This window comes from Hymenobacter radiodurans (assembly GCF_004355185.1).
Classification (GTDB): Bacteria; Bacteroidota; Bacteroidia; order Cytophagales; family Hymenobacteraceae; genus Hymenobacter; species Hymenobacter radiodurans.
On sequence record NZ_CP037921.1, the window covers coordinates 38,825 to 49,997 of the forward strand.

At 58.7% G+C, this 11,173-nt stretch carries 16 protein-coding genes; 7 read left to right on the forward strand and 9 right to left on the reverse strand.

Going from position 1 to position 11,173, the window contains the following annotated elements:
* The first annotated feature begins 8 nt into the window (after positions 1 to 8).
* The 6 genes from traJ (at position 9) to EPD59_RS23035 (ending at position 4,219) form a co-directional block, all read left to right on the forward strand.
* Entirely contained in the window at positions 9 to 1,085 is a 1,077-nt protein-coding gene (gene traJ, locus EPD59_RS00190) for a conjugative transposon protein TraJ (RefSeq protein WP_133271024.1), read from the forward strand.
* A gap of 21 nt (positions 1,086 to 1,106) precedes the next feature.
* Positions 1,107 to 1,724: a conjugative transposon protein TraK gene (gene traK / locus EPD59_RS00195; RefSeq protein WP_133271025.1), complete on the forward strand. Its 618-nt coding sequence runs from the start codon at positions 1,107 to 1,109 to the stop codon at positions 1,722 to 1,724.
* 12 nt (positions 1,725 to 1,736) lie between these two features.
* Complete coding sequence (traM, locus tag EPD59_RS00200; protein WP_133271026.1) at positions 1,737 to 2,942, forward strand: conjugative transposon protein TraM; 1,206 nt, start codon at positions 1,737 to 1,739, stop codon at positions 2,940 to 2,942.
* Positions 2,942 to 3,835, forward strand: a complete 894-nt coding sequence (traN, locus tag EPD59_RS00205; protein WP_133271027.1) for a conjugative transposon protein TraN — start codon at positions 2,942 to 2,944, stop codon at positions 3,833 to 3,835. The genes traM and traN overlap by 1 nt, the downstream gene beginning before the upstream one ends.
* A 75-nt stretch (positions 3,836 to 3,910) precedes the next feature.
* Complete coding sequence (locus EPD59_RS21430; RefSeq protein WP_165963411.1) at positions 3,911 to 4,081, forward strand: hypothetical protein; 171 nt, start codon at positions 3,911 to 3,913, stop codon at positions 4,079 to 4,081.
* Between the two features lie 6 nt (positions 4,082 to 4,087).
* Positions 4,088 to 4,219: a hypothetical protein gene (locus EPD59_RS23035; RefSeq protein WP_262712892.1), complete on the forward strand. Its 132-nt coding sequence runs from the start codon at positions 4,088 to 4,090 to the stop codon at positions 4,217 to 4,219.
* 90 nt (positions 4,220 to 4,309) lie between these two features.
* Here EPD59_RS23035 and EPD59_RS00210 read toward each other — a convergent pair whose 3' ends face one another.
* The 7 genes from EPD59_RS00210 to EPD59_RS22040 form a co-directional block, all read right to left on the reverse strand.
* Positions 4,310 to 4,498, reverse strand: coding sequence for a hypothetical protein (locus EPD59_RS00210; protein WP_133271028.1), 189 nt, complete (start codon positions 4,496 to 4,498; stop codon positions 4,310 to 4,312).
* A 415-nt stretch (positions 4,499 to 4,913) separates the two neighbouring features.
* Positions 4,914 to 5,441, reverse strand: coding sequence for a hypothetical protein (locus EPD59_RS00215; protein ID WP_133271029.1), 528 nt, complete (start codon positions 5,439 to 5,441; stop codon positions 4,914 to 4,916).
* A 168-nt stretch (positions 5,442 to 5,609) separates the two neighbouring features.
* The gene (locus EPD59_RS00220) at positions 5,610 to 5,918 is read right to left on the reverse strand and encodes a hypothetical protein (protein ID WP_133271030.1); all 309 of its coding nucleotides are present in this window, start codon (positions 5,916 to 5,918) and stop codon (positions 5,610 to 5,612) included.
* 90 nt (positions 5,919 to 6,008) lie between these two features.
* Entirely contained in the window at positions 6,009 to 6,368 is a 360-nt protein-coding gene (locus EPD59_RS00225) for a ParA family protein (RefSeq protein WP_165963412.1), read from the reverse strand.
* A gap of 2 nt (positions 6,369 to 6,370) precedes the next feature.
* Positions 6,371 to 6,697, reverse strand: coding sequence for a ParA family protein (locus tag EPD59_RS00230; protein WP_133271032.1), 327 nt, complete (start codon positions 6,695 to 6,697; stop codon positions 6,371 to 6,373).
* 461 nt (positions 6,698 to 7,158) lie between these two features.
* Positions 7,159 to 7,524 carry a hypothetical protein gene (locus EPD59_RS00235; RefSeq protein WP_133271033.1) on the reverse strand — a complete coding sequence of 122 codons (366 nt, stop codon included), beginning with the start codon at positions 7,522 to 7,524 and terminating at the stop codon, positions 7,159 to 7,161.
* 738 nt (positions 7,525 to 8,262) lie between these two features.
* On the reverse strand, positions 8,263 to 8,481 hold the full coding sequence (locus EPD59_RS22040) for a hypothetical protein (protein ID WP_240731358.1): 219 nt from the start codon (positions 8,479 to 8,481) through the stop codon (positions 8,263 to 8,265).
* On the opposite strand from EPD59_RS22040, the gene EPD59_RS00240 reads away from it, so the two are divergent.
* A complete protein-coding gene (locus EPD59_RS00240) occupies positions 8,395 to 9,333 on the forward strand; it encodes a replication initiation protein (protein WP_240731350.1) in 939 nt (312 codons plus the stop codon). The two genes, EPD59_RS22040 and EPD59_RS00240, sit on opposite strands and share 87 nt — an antisense overlap.
* A gap of 217 nt (positions 9,334 to 9,550) precedes the next feature.
* On the opposite strand, the gene EPD59_RS00245 is transcribed toward EPD59_RS00240, so the two are convergent.
* Both EPD59_RS00245 and EPD59_RS00250 read right to left on the reverse strand, forming a co-directional pair.
* Entirely contained in the window at positions 9,551 to 10,249 is a 699-nt protein-coding gene (locus EPD59_RS00245; protein ID WP_165963413.1) for a DUF1016 N-terminal domain-containing protein, read from the reverse strand.
* Positions 10,234 to 11,058 (reverse strand): PDDEXK nuclease domain-containing protein, encoded by an 825-nt coding sequence (locus EPD59_RS00250; RefSeq protein ID WP_133271036.1) that lies wholly within the window; start codon positions 11,056 to 11,058, stop codon positions 10,234 to 10,236. Before EPD59_RS00250 ends, EPD59_RS00245 begins: the two co-directional genes overlap by 16 nt.
* Positions 11,059 to 11,173 lie beyond the last annotated feature (115 nt).

Genomic DNA, 11,173 nt, shown 5'->3' on the forward strand with positions numbered 1-11,173 from the left:
CAACGGCTATGCATTTACTTTCCCTCCCGCTTCAGGTATCGCTTCCGGTTGAATCGCTCAACCAGCTGCTCGACAACCTCTACAATGAAATGCTGCCCCTGTGTTCGGACCTCATCAACGTGGGCCGGGCCCTGGGGGGCTTGGGCGCCCTGGTCTTTATCGCCAGCAGGGTGTGGCGCAGCATGGCGGAGGCCGAGCCCATCGACGTGTTTCCCTTGCTGCGGCCCTTCGCCATCGGCCTCGTGATTACCTTTTTCCCCGCGATGCTGGGTGTACTCAACGGCGTGCTGGGCGGTATTTCGGGGGCTACCAGCGCGGTCGTGCGGGTGCAAAACCAAAGCATTATTCAGTTGCAGGAGCGCAAAGAAGCCCTGCTGGCCGCGCGGCCGGAGAATGCACCGTATGCCTCCGATGAGGCGTTCGAGAAAGAGCTGGGAGCCAAAGATATCCTTGACGTCGGCGGCAAGACGGCGCTGTATTTTAATCGAATCTCCTACGATGTGCAGAAGAACTTCCGCGAGTGGATGCGCAATGGTTTAGAGCTCCTGCATGACTCGGCGGCGCTGGTGATCAATACCATCCGCACCTTCTTTCTGATTATCCTCTCCATCATTGGGCCCATCAGCTTCGGCTTTTCGATCTGGCCCGGCTTTGAGGGCACCTTAACCAACTGGTTTTCCCGCTACATCAACACCTTTCTGTGGCTGCCGGTGGCCAACATCTTCGGGGCCATCACGGCCAAGATCCAGGTGATGATGCTCAACCTCGACATTACCCAAATTCAACAAGGCCGTGATCTGGAAGCGGCGGATGCCGGCTACATGATCTTTTTGGTGATCGCCATCTGTGGCTACCTCACGGTGCCCTCGGTAGCCAACTGGATTGTCGCCGCTAGTGGCATGGAGAGAATTACCCGTCTGGCAACCCGAGGGGGCAGCACGGCGGGCAGCATGGCCGCGAGTGTCGCTGGCGCAACGAGTGGGGCCGCCGTCGGTGGGGTGGTTGCTGTGGGGCGGGCCATGGGCACGGCGCCGGCAGGGCCTTCCATGAGTAACCCGACTGGCTACAAGAACACGACTGCCTAACCACCCTTAGCCTCTACGACTATGTTCCGTTCCCTGAAGAATATTGATTCCGCCTACCAGCAGGTCAAGACCCTGGCCCTGCTGTTCATGCTGCTCTGCTTTTCCGTGTCCGCTTATGCTATCTACGCCGCCCGGCAGACGGCCCGCGAAGCCCAGGGCCGCATCTACGTGCTCGACCAGGGCACCCTGCTGACCGCCGTTTCCCACAACGTCAAAGACAACCGCCCGGTCGAGGCGAAGGATCACGTCAAGCGTTTCCATGAGCTCTTTTTCACCCTTGACCCCGACCCCAAGGCCATCGAGTACAACGTCAAGCAAGCCCTGTTCCTGGCCGACGCGAGCGCCCAGCGCGCCTATGATAACCTGAAGGAGAACGGCTACTTCAATGACCTGATTCAGGCCAACATCAGCCAGGATATTCGGGTCGATAGTGTCGCCCTTAATACCGCCGTCTACCCCTACTATGCCCGCTGCTACGCCCAGCAGCGCATCATCCGAGCCTCCTCGGTCAGCACCCGCCGCATGGTATCGGAATGCTACCTGCGGGACGTCTCGCGCTCGGCCAATAATCCGCACGGCTTTCTGATGGAGCGCTGGCGGGCAATAGAAAATGTTGATCTGCGCACCGAGCGCCGCTAGCCTTTCTACCATATGGCTACCTCCCCCAATCTTTCGCCGGAACGCATCAAGCAGCGCCGCTTGCTGCTTTTCATTCCCCTGCCCAGCTTTATTTGCTTGACCGCGCTCTTTTACCTGAGCGGTGGGGGCCAAGGCGTGCCTACCGTAACAGCTGATACGGGGGCGAATGGCCTCAACCTCTCCCTGCCGGCGGCCGGCCCCAGCAGCCTGTATGAGGATAAGCTCGCGGCCGCGATGGCGCCCACGGACAGCAGTTACCGCCAGAGTCTGGCCTTCGCGCCGGGAGAGGAAGCAGCTGGTACCCCTGCCCCCGATGGCCTGAACTACGCCGTGCAGCCGGGCGACCCCGCGCAACGCTACGACCCAAACAATGACCCCAACGTAGCGGCCGTGCACAGTCGCCTGCAGCAGCTGCAACAGCAGACCACCCCGCCACCGCCTGCTACCGACAGGAACTACAGCCGTGGGGCGCCGGCTACCACGTATGCGCCCGGCCCCAGTTCCCAGGATGTGCAGATGGACCAGAGCTTACGCGAGCTAGCGCAGCTCAAACGCGAATACGAGCAGCGCTTACAGGCGATGAACACCCCCGCCACAACGGCACCCGCCGCGAAGGCTGCTCCAGCCAAAGCCAAACCCCAGCCGTCCGTTGTAGCGGCCGCCCCGGTCTCGGTAGTAAACCGGCTGGATAATAGCCAGCGGCCCGTCACACAAGGTAATAGCTTCCATAGCCTGGGGGGCAGCAGTGCTCGCTCTAGCACAGCAGCGGCGGTGAATACCGTGCCCGCCGTCGTGCATTCGGACCAGGTAGTTGTGCAGGGGCAAACGGTGAAGCTGCGGCTGCTCGCGGATGTACAGTTGGAGGGGCGCGTGATTCCCCAAAACACCGTGGTGTATGGCGTGTGCAATCTTAGTGGCCAGCGCCTGACGATCAAGGTGGCCTCCATCCAGGCGGAAAATAGTATTGTCCCCGTGAGCCTGTCGGCCTATGATCTGGACGGCGGGGAAGGGCTGAGCATTCCTGGCTCAGTCGAACGAGACGCGGCGCAGCAAGGCCTGGCAGCTGGTGCCAGCAGTGCCGACCTGCTGACCCTGTCGCCCAGCTTAGGGGCGCAGGCCGCGGGCATTGCCATTCAAACGGGTAAAGCCCTGACCAGCCGGAAACTCAAACAGGTCAAGATTACGCTAAAAGCGAACTATAAACTGCTCCTGCATTAATGAAAAAGCCCCTTGTTGCCCTCGCCCTGTTCGCTTCTCTTGGCTCATCTACCCTCACGCTGGCCCAGCTAAAACCGCTCACCTATCTGGCCATCGAATCCGAGCACCTGATTGCCTCTTATCATTTAGGGGTAGGTTTTCAGAAAACGACGCACCTGATCTTCCCGTCGGCCGTCACCTACGTGGATCTGGGTAGTGGCAGCATCATTGCCGAAAAGGCCCAGGGCGCGGAGAACATCGTGAAGGTGAAAGCCAATGCGGCCGGTTTCGCCCAGACCAACATGACCGTGCTCACCTCGGATGGCAAGCTCTACTCTTTCCTGGTGGACTACGAGAAAGACCCCAAGATTATCAATCTCAACCTCGCCGGCGTTGCGATCGGAGGTGGGGCGTCAGTCGTGCAAGCCAGTAAAGCGGTGCCGCGCAAAAACACCATCGAAGCCACCGCGGCCGAAGTGAGCAGCAAAAAGCGCACGCTGCGCCGCAAGGTCATGGCGAAGGATGATATGGTGCTCGGCTTGCACGGCTTGTATACAGTCGATGATCTGTTCTACTTCCAGCTAACGATGCGCAATAAGTCGAACATCGGCTACGACATTGACTTCCTCAAATTAACGGTGCGCGATAAGAAGCTGGTTAAGCGCACGGCCATCCAGGAATCGGAGCTAACCCCGCGCTACGTCTATAATGGTCAGAGCACGGCTATTGCCGGCACGAAGCAGTTGGAGCGCGTGTACGTGGTACCGAAGTTCACGATTCCGGATGATAAAGTACTGATCATGGAGCTATTTGAGAAAGGAGGCGGGCGGCACTTGTCGCTCAAGATCACCAATCAGGATATTCTGCGGGCGCGGGTGCTCCCCGCTTCGCCGGCAACCGTGGCCACGCAATAGCCCTACTCGGCATGGCGTTCTACTATTTGCCAAAAAACGCGTATGTTTAGTCAGACCTACTTCTCAGATGCAATCATGAGAAATTTTCTGTTCCTGCTGGCCCTGGCCATTTTTCTCTACAGCCCCTATGGCCCTAGCTGGGGACAGTTTGCGGTGAATATGAGCCTTATCGTCACCGTTGGCTCCTACCTCATGAAGAGTGTATCGAAGCGGCGCTACTACTACGATGACGAAGAGTATCGCTAAAAGCCTATGCTCTCTACCTTCGATCCGCTTGTTTTTGCCGGCATCACGGCCGGCTCCTTCGTGCTGAGCTACCTAGGGTGTACTATTCTGCAGCAGGTTTTTGGCTACCACATCGGCCGTCGTAAAGACAAAGAATAGCGCTGGTATTGTGCAGCTTGTTTACACAAAAGCCTCACTGCCTTGTGCGTTGGGGCTTTTTCGTTGCTTTACTACTCCCTCCAACCGGTGCTAGCTGCTTGTCAGCCACGTGCGGCAGCTCATGCACCGGGTGCACCACATCCGTAGCTCCGTGACGGTTTCCGATTTACGCAGCACTTCCTCGTGGGTGTGCAGGGTGGTATCGGCACAGCTTGCGCAGTCGAGCAGCTCGGCATTGTCCAGCATTTCTTCCCTAAAGGCGAGTTCGTCCGCATTCATGCCGGTACCGGGTTAGTTGTCATCTTGGGTGTCAAGATAAGAAGCGAGAGCTACGCCGCACTGTACGCGGCTATCTCCCCTATTCCGGGCTGTTCGACACCCCCCATCGATAAACGCAAATCCTGATGATGTAGCGCGGCCTTTTGCTCAGGGTCTACTTAACTACGCGTACGCCAGCGGTAAGCCCTGAGCGAAATTCATCCGTTGAGACTAGACAGCCCCACCCCAACATCACCCTTAAAACTATTCAATCCCAGTTATTGCCCAATTGGCACCCACACTTTTTGATGCTCTCCTAGGGTGGGGTTGCGTTAGTAACCGGACAAAGAATTACGGTAGAGCGGCCGTTTAACCTCTGTACCAAACCCGGTGGCTACTGAGTCGGAGGTCGTATCCTGGTTGGTTAAAAACCGGCCTATTTCAAGCGGACAATCGACTGTTGGAATTGCGCCCAGAGCTGGGCGTCTTGGTCTTTTGACAATGCCCTGCTGGGCGTATACTGAAACTCGTAGCTGACCTGGTGGAGCAGGACAATGCCCAGGTAGTGCGTGCCCTTGCCCGGCACATGGTAACGAGCACAGGCAGCCGTATAGGGGCCATGCAGGAGAATAGCTTCGGCCAGCAGCGTACCCCGCGTCTGGTGCATCGCGAGGTCGATCACGTCGCTGTAAAACGCATGATCGGCGTCTTTCGCGTAGCGCTTATCCCGGGGCTTCTCCAACCGCATCAGCGTGTACGTGCCGGCTAGGTCGGTATACCGGTACCCACGCGCCTGTTTGGGGGGTACATTCGGCGGCAGCGGGGTAACGGCTACCGGCTGCGGCTGGCCTAGCACGCGCAGCGTAACGGCCGCATCGACCGGAAAGCCCCCCCAGGGCAGAACCTGCGCCTGAGCGGCTACCAGGTAGAATAACGGGAATAGCATAGCGGCTAGTTTTTTCATGCCGGCCCCTTAGCAAAAGGCCCGCCAGGGCCGGGCCTAGCGTAATTTTACCCCCCGCTGCTACAAAAATGCCTGCATGAGCCAATCATCCGCTGCGTTTGCTACGGCGTATCTCCCTCCTATTGCCCAGTAAAAAAGCTATGAGGAGTGATACAGTTAGTAATCAGCTTAAAGCAGCTTCCGCCGCCGCTTCTCCTCGGCCGGCAGTTCGCGCTGGGACTCGGGATGTTGCGCAAAAAAGGCCAGGAGCGCCTGGTCAAATACCGTCGCCAGGTCTTTTCGCTCCCAGAAGGAATACTGGTGCAGCTGGCGCCACGTCTCCACCGGCAGCTGATTCGAGAACTTGATCTTAACCGCTTCCGCTTCGGGCGCTACGCTTGGGGCCGCGGCAGCCTTGGTCGCTTTGGGCTTCAACAAGAAATCGTCGGGGTTCGCGGGTAACAGCTGATCGAGGTCAAGTTTGGGTTTGGATGCCATGCTGGTTGGTCTTTATAATATTGACTTTCTTACTAACCATGATTATCTATCTTATCTTGACAGTCATGATTATCAAGATGAAATAGATAATCAGGCCAGGATTTCCTGCGTTAGGGCCTCATAATCCACGAGTGCATTCGAGTGGGGCGCGGTTTCGTGCAGGGACCGCCGTTGCACCTGCGCTTCGGGGATCGCCACGTTATCGCGGATGGTGGCTTGCATGACCAAGGCGCCAAACTGGTCCCGCATGCGCTTGACGAACTGGTGGTGGAGGCCCTTGCGGTAGGTGGCGGCATACTTGGTGAGAAAGATCCCCCCGACTTCCAGCTCCGGGTTGTAGCTGTCCTGAATTTTCGCGACCAGCTCCAGCAAGCTATTCACCCCATCGAAGCTAAACAGCTCGGGCTGGGCCGGCACATACACTTTTGAGGAGGCCGTCAGGGCCGCCACCGTCAAGGGGGAATTGGGGCTGGGGGACTATCGATCAGCACGTAATCGATATGCGCCGCCAGGTTTTTGAGGGCTTTCTTGAAGAGCAGTGGATAGGCCAGGTCCGCGCCGAGCCCCTTCTCGGCCACTACCAAGGATTCATCCGCCGCCACCAGCCACAGGTTGGGGCCCACGGGCTGCATCACGTCGAGCAGCGTGGCCTTGTGGTCGATGACCTGCGTTAGGTTCTTAGTGGGGGCCACGGCGGGCAGGCACCGCGTCAGATTCGCTTGGCTGTCGGCATCCACCAGGAGCACCCGATGGCCCGCCTGCGCCATGCAATGCCCCACGGCCCAGGCAGAAGTACTCTTGCCGGTTCCCCCTTGCGTAGCGCGAACGTGTAAATTTCCATAGGATCTTGATTATATATTGGACAAAGAAGGTCTATATAAACTAGATTAACAAGAAATAGTTGACGTTCTGGTTTATCTTCTTTATCAAGATAATCAATATAAGCCCGAAGATCTGCGGCCATCCGGCCAGGCTTCCCAGCGTATAAAAGCGGGACTGGCCCCTTACCCCCAGCGGGAGCGCCCCGAGAAGAGGACCAGCTATACCAGGGGAGATGTTGGCTTGCCCTAGTTTTAGCACCTAAGCAATCAACCTTCGCTAGCCTGACTAGCTGGTATTGCTAAGCCTTTGCATAAAGAAAGCATTGTTTGTCAAGACAATCTTTCTTATAAATTTTATGTTGATTGTCTTGATAATCTTCACAAACAGGATAAGCTTACTGTGCTGGACTGCACTCCTACTACAAGGCGATGCGGTAAGCGGGGCTGCCCCCCGGCAGGGGAGGGGCCCCGGTACCGGTAAGCTGGTCGTCGAGGCTACGGGCGTTGCGCTCCTGCCCGTACGGCTCTCCTTGCTCCCGTCCGCGAGGAGCCTGGATTCGTTGAGTGCCAGCTGCGCGGCCCGGAACGCGAGCAGGAGCCCGGCCATGCGGCTCGGAGGTCTGCACCCGGGCGCCCGAGAGGGTAGGGCTGCCCTCTGCCCAGGGCAGAGCGTAGCGGCGGCGGTACGCTAACGCGCGCCGCCGAAGGGGGCAGGACATCAGGCGCCCCACGTCCCCGCTGCCTCCGGCTGGGGTGAGGACAACTTCTTCTGAGGGCGCAGGCAAGGCACCGCTGACAGGCTACCGGCAAGCCTAGCCGGGAAGCTGCTTACCCTTGTTAGCCTTGTCGGTAGCCTGTCAGCGGAGTTAGCGCTTCTAGGGAAGACAGGGCACCGCGCGGGGAGAAGGGAGGCCCCCGGGGCAGTGCCATTTTTCACGCAGATGATGCTCACCCCGCTTTCGGCACCCACCCCAGGCGGCGGGTGCCATTTTTCACGCAATTGCCCGGGGAGATAATACCCTCCGCGCCAACGGGTTCGCCCGCTTGGGCGGGGGCCGTTCCCGGGCGTCAGAACCGCCCTAAAAGCCTTCGTTGTCTCCTTTTAACCTTTTTCTGACCCTTACTGGAAAGTCACTTTCACTCAAAAAAAAGCCGAACCTCTTCTGTTTTCTAAAGCTATTCTTTACTATTCTATATTCAGGGCGCCCTAACCACTTGACAATCAGTAAGTAAGCCCCAATATCTGCGTGAAAAATGGCACTCTGCAGCGTGAAAAGTGGCACCCATGTGCGTGAAGGATGGCACCTTCTGCGCGAAAAACGGCACCTATTTGCGTGAAGAATGGCACCCCTACGTGAAAAATGGCACCTTCTGCGTGAAAAACGGCACTCGCGGCTCCGGCGAACCCCAATTACGTGAAAAATGGCACCTCTGGCGGTGCCCGCCGCTACCTGCGTGAAAAATGGCACCCGGGAGTCCGCTGCTGCGTGAACGGATTTTGCAGTCACGCATTTTCGCGTATCTTAGGGCTTTCCCGTTACTGCTGCGTTGCGTATGTTGCCCCCGCCCCCCCGCCGCCTGCCCTCTACCCGCGTGCCTACCAGGCCAATGCCCTGGTGCGGGCCCCCCTGAAGCTCACCCACGTAGAGGCCCGCATCTTCGCCCTGGCCCTGGGCTGCATTCACCAGGACCAGACCGAGCTGCCCGGCATCTCCATCCCCCTGAGCCGGGTGATGACCCAAAAAAAGGGGGGCAGCGTGTACGAGACCATCCGCGACGCCTGCAAAAGCCTCATGTCCAAGGTGGTCAGCATTGAGTCCCAGACCGGCAACAAAAAGCGTTTTACGGCCTACTCCATCATCAGCTACATTGACCTGAACGAGGGCACGGGCTTTTTGACGGGCAACTTCGCCCCCGAGATCAAGCCCTTTCTGCTGCAGCTGGCCGAGCAGTACACCCACGTGGAGATTGAAACCCTGCTCACGCTTAAGTCCGCCCACGCCCACCGCCTGTACTGGCTGCTCAAGTCCTGGGACGACGTGGGCCTGTGGGAGGTGGACTTCGAGACCCTGCGCAAGCAGGTGCTGGGCGATGACAACGACGTGACCTACACCCTGTTCTACGACTTTAAGCGCTACGTGCTCGAGCCCGCCCTGCGCGAGCTCCACTCCCTGGGCTGGGTCGTGAGCTACCAGCCCCTGAAGGAAGGCAAAAAAGTGAAGGGCGTGCGCTTCACCATTCCGGGCCCCTTGGCTCAGCTGGGGGAGGACGCGCTGTCGGAGCCCGCCGCGCGGACCACCAACCGATCCCGGTCCGCGGACAAGCAGATGAGCTTGGCCCTGGCCGCCGAGCTGCCCACCCTGCAGCAGCGCATCGTCACCCGCCTGCAGAAGCTGAAAATGACGGCCGCCCAGATTCAGCATGTGCTCGAGTTCATGGGCGACGACGAGGCCCGCATTGCCCGGCTGATGAAAGCCACGCACCCCCTGCTGCGCGACTTTGAGGCCGGCAACAAGGTCTTCGATAACCTGGGCGGGGTAGCCACCAACCTGCTCAAGACCGAGTTCCCGGGCTTGTATCCCGTGCTCAAATAAGCGCCTGGTAAGCGCGGGCGGGTGGGGTATGATCCACCGGAGGACCCTCCCGGCTAGGAGGCGCTAGGTCTTGCTGGAGGGGATAGGGCTGCCCGGCCATAGCGAGGCCCTAGTATATAATTTTGCCAAGGAATAGACTACTTGAAAAAAGTAAAAAAATGCTGGTTCTCCGAGGAAATAAAGGTGTTCTTAAAAGTCTATTTTGGTATAAAAGGTGTTATAGTATTTGTGCTAAAATGTACTCTGATTGGCAACCGCGAATGTTTTTTGTGCTTTGATTCCGTAGAAAAAAGGGCTCAGCCCGACCAGCTTGGCCGCAGTAGATAGCGCGCGTACTTCGCAGGCTTCTGCAATAGAAGGAATAGTAGGTTTCCTCTCTTCCGCTTGAACCAGCGGAAAAGAGGGTAGCATAGGCCACCTGCAGGGGCTGGGCGCCCGAGTAGGCAGCTAGGACGGCGGCTTTGTCGGTGGAGAGGCCCGTGCGCTCGTACAAGGCCGAATCAATGGCGCGCTGGAGTGCGCGCACCGACCAGTAGTTTTTTATCGATTGCACCTCGTAGAAGGTGCGCTGAAGCGGGATGGTGAGTGCCAGCAGCTCAATGAAGTAGGAAAAGCTGAGACGGGTGAGTAGCAGGGGCAGGGCTACGCCGGGCCCGTCCGTAGCCAGATTAGATTGGTCAGACAGTGTCTGACCAATAGGAGGGAAAGCCAACCCGGCCGCTTGCAGGGTGGCTGCTTGGGCCACGAGCAGGGCGGGATAGGTCTGGTAAAACTGGCGACAGAGCTTGAGATTGGTCAGCGAGAGGCCGGTAACGCCCCGCGTGCGCAGGGTCTTAGCCAATTCGGCCAGTATGCGTTCCCCATAGTTTGCCCGGTCCTGACCGTGCTGCTCGTACTCAGTCAAGTAGAAACCCACCAGCCAGTTGCGGATAGGTAGAAGTTCATCTTGCCCGCGTATTCGGGCCGGAACTCGGTAATCTTGAGTTCGATGGCCACCAGGCATTGCAGGCCCCGGTGATAGAGCAGCAGGTCAATAAAGTACTCGTTGCCCGCCAGCTCCAGCCGGTACTGGTTGCCGATAAAGCTGAAGTCGCCGCCCATCTCCTGCAGAAAGCGGCGCACGTTGCCCAGCAGCGCCTGCTCTAACTCGTATTCGGAGTGTTCGCTGCTCAGTTCCAGGAAGCCGAAGGTGTACTCGTCCTTCAGGGCCAGGGCGGCCTGCTCCACGCGCGGGGTAGGCAGCGTCGTGGGAAAATTATGTTGAGCCAGGACCGTGCGCTGGTAGGTCTGCGCCTTCAGCTGCTGGGCCAGCACGGTTTTGGTCCAGCCGTGGCGCTGGGTCTGTACGGTATAGAAGTAGCGCTCCTGCGGGTCTTTGCAGCGGGCCATGATCAGCAGGTGCTTGGCCCAACTGATTTCTCCAACCAGCGGTTGGAGTAGTTCGCTAGCGCTGTACTCGAGATAGAACTGGCGCATGTACCACAGGTTCTGCACGGAAAAGCCACTCACGCCCGCAAACTCGCGCTGCAGGTCGCGGGCCAGGGTCTCGACCACGGCTTTGCCCCAGCCCTGCTGCTGCTGGCGCTCGGCAATGAGCTGGCCCAGGTCCCAGTAGAGCTGCATCTGTTCGCGGTTGACTTGTTGCAGGGCCCGGTACTGGGCCGCGCGCACCCGGTGGGTGAGGGCGGTGAGCAACTGGGCGTAGTCAGAGGGGAGCGAAGTCATACGCACAAGGGGGCAGGAGGAGGGAAGGCAAGGGGGCGCGGAGCCCGGGGGCAAAGAAAACGTAATCTGGGCAAAGGCCGACCGAGTACCCAGCTGGGGGGGCGAAGAAGCAAGG

What these genes read in the sequence shown, in the direction of transcription:
- EPD59_RS00250 (WP_133271036.1), bottom strand. Translation starts at nt 11,058, where the DNA reads ATGACTTCGCTCCCCTCTGACTACGCCCAGTTGCTCACCGCCCTCACC.
- EPD59_RS23035 (WP_262712892.1), top strand. Translation starts at nt 4,088, where the DNA reads ATGCTCTCTACCTTCGATCCGCTTGTTTTTGCCGGCATCACGGCCGGC.
- EPD59_RS21430 (WP_165963411.1), top strand. Translation starts at nt 3,911, where the DNA reads ATGAGAAATTTTCTGTTCCTGCTGGCCCTGGCCATTTTTCTCTACAGC.
- traM (WP_133271026.1), top strand. Translation starts at nt 1,737, where the DNA reads ATGGCTACCTCCCCCAATCTTTCGCCGGAACGCATCAAGCAGCGCCGC.
- EPD59_RS00215 (WP_133271029.1), bottom strand. Translation starts at nt 5,441, where the DNA reads ATGAAAAAACTAGCCGCTATGCTATTCCCGTTATTCTACCTGGTAGCC.
- traK (WP_133271025.1), top strand. Translation starts at nt 1,107, where the DNA reads ATGTTCCGTTCCCTGAAGAATATTGATTCCGCCTACCAGCAGGTCAAG.
- traN (WP_133271027.1), top strand. Translation starts at nt 2,942, where the DNA reads ATGAAAAAGCCCCTTGTTGCCCTCGCCCTGTTCGCTTCTCTTGGCTCA.
- EPD59_RS00210 (WP_133271028.1), bottom strand. Translation starts at nt 4,498, where the DNA reads ATGAATGCGGACGAACTCGCCTTTAGGGAAGAAATGCTGGACAATGCC.
- EPD59_RS00220 (WP_133271030.1), bottom strand. Translation starts at nt 5,918, where the DNA reads ATGGCATCCAAACCCAAACTTGACCTCGATCAGCTGTTACCCGCGAAC.
- traJ (WP_133271024.1), top strand. Translation starts at nt 9, where the DNA reads ATGCATTTACTTTCCCTCCCGCTTCAGGTATCGCTTCCGGTTGAATCG.